The organism is Blautia sp. OF03-15BH (assembly GCF_003463065.1).
Classification (GTDB): Bacteria; Bacillota; Clostridia; order Lachnospirales; family Lachnospiraceae; genus Limivivens.
The window spans coordinates 1-2,199 of record NZ_QSCM01000042.1 but is presented as its reverse complement, the minus strand read 5'-3'; the positions used below and the strand labels follow the sequence as shown (position 1 = coordinate 2,199).

General features: G+C 47.7%; 1 protein-coding gene. It reads right to left on the bottom strand.

All coding sequences use genetic code 11. The annotated features are described in order from the left end of the window. A partial coding sequence (locus DXA57_RS17050) for a sensor histidine kinase (protein WP_147345718.1) occupies window positions 1-2,134 on the bottom strand: 2,134 nt, incomplete at its 3' end. Window positions 2,135-2,199 lie beyond the last annotated feature (65 nt).

The window sequence follows — 2,199 nt, the reverse complement described above, 5'->3', positions numbered from 1 at the left end:
CGGTAAAGGTCTGCTCCCGCAATGCATCATCCATCTTTTTATAATTTGCAAGCAAATTGCCTGCGCTGCCAGAAATCGCTGTCAAAGGGGTTCGAAGATCATGAGAGATTGCCCGCAGCAGGTTAGCACGAAGCTGTTCATTTTGCGCCAGAACAGCCGCTTCCTCTTTTTCTTTGGCGTTTTTGATGTTTTCAAGTGCCAAAGCGCACTCGCCCAGAATAGAGAGGAGTACGCTGTTTTCGAAAGAGTCCAGCGGAATACCGTTCACCGCAATACCAGCCACTCCATATACATGCTGGTTGACCCGAATCGCAAGGTATAAACACTTTGCACTGGATAATGTATCTGTTGTGGCACCGGCGTGTTTATTGTTTCGGAAGACCCAATCGGCGACTGCTTTCTCGTTCTCAGAAATTAAATCTTCCTGAATGCTATTAACAGCACGAAAAACATTGGGGGCAGCAAGTTCTTTACCATCAGACAGGTAGACGACAATATCTTTTTTCAGCAGCTTCATGAGCTGCCCTGCCGTAGCGGTGATTACCGCATTCTCATCCTGCTCTTTTTGCAGAAGCTGGTTGGTTTCAAAAAGAATCTTTGTACGGTAAGCTGTATGGGCAGATTGTTTCGCATTTTCTTTCAGCCGGGTAGCGAGAGATCCGGAAAGCAGTGTTACTATAAACATAATGGTAAAGGTAACAATATAGTTTGGATCGTCAAAATGGAATGTCAGTCTCGGAGTGGTAAAAAAGAAATTGAAAACCAGCACACTGACAACCGAGGTCAGAATCCCGCACAGTCGGTTGGTTGTGATTACAGCGGTCACAAGTACGCCTAATATGTAAACTGCGATAATATTACTCTCCGTGAACCCAAGAGCATCAAAGCCACAGCCAATTAGTGTAGCTACCAGCAATACGACGATACTCTTCAGAACATCACGCAGGGGCATCGCATCTACCTGCGCCTTTCTCTTTTTTTCCTGATAGCTGGTTCCTGTGCTGGCATCCGGTATCACATGAATATCCAGATTAGGTACGCTGGAAATCAGGCGTTCCGTCAAGGTGGACTTGCTGAAAATATTCTTTCGTGCAATGGTACTTCGTCCAATTACGATTTTTGAGATGCCGGAAAGACGGGCAAATTCCGCAATCTGATAAGGCACGTCATCGCCATAACTTGTCTCAATCGCAGCGCCAAGTTGCTGGGCCAGACGCTTATTATCCTGCAAACGCTTTTTATCATCGTCACTCATCGCCGCTGTATTTGGCGTTTCCACATAAAGAGCGGTAAATGTTCCCCGAAAGGCTCTTGCCATCCTTGCAGCAGTCCGAATGATTTTTGCGTTGGATGGCGACGAGGAAAGACATGCCAGAATGCGCTCGTCTGTATGGTAATCGCCTCGGCTCTGTACTCTGGCGCTTTCCGTCAGCAAGTTCACCCGGTCAGCGCACCGACGGAGGGCGATTTCCCGCAATGCGGTGAGATTTTCCAGCGTGAAAAAATGAACGGTTGCCTGCTGCGCCTGATCTTCCCGGTACACATTTCCACTTGCCAGTCGTTCCAGCAACTCCGCAGGCTCAATATCCACCAGTTCTACCTGATCTGCTTGATCAAAGGTGGAATCCGGAATGCGCTCCCGCACAAGAATTCCGGTGATAGAGGCTACTGTATCGTTGAGACTCTCGATATGTTGGACATTTACAGTCGTATAGACATCAATTCCAGTATTTAGCAGTTCCTGAACATCCTGATACCGCTTCGTGTGCCGACTGCTTTCGGCGTTGGTATGGGCCAACTCATCCACCAGTATGAGCTGTGGATTTCGCTTGAGCGCAGCATCAATATCAAATTCACGAAGGGGCATTCCTTCGTAAGCAACTTGTTTCACAGGAAGCTGCTCCAAGCCGTCCAGAAGTGCCGTCGTCTGGGGTCGGGCATGGGGTTCTATGTATCCAGCAACCACATCGATACCACGCTCCTTAGCCTGATGAGCCGCCTGAAGCATGGCATAGGTCTTTCCGACACCTGCGGCATAACCGAAAAAGATTTTGAGTTTTCCGCTTTTCTTAGTGGATGCATCGTTACGGATCGCACGAAGAAGCTGATCCGGATCTTGTCTTGGCAGTTCCATTTTAACCCGTTACTGAAAACTTATAAAAAGTTATAAACTTCCATGTTTCATTCCTACTTCAACGA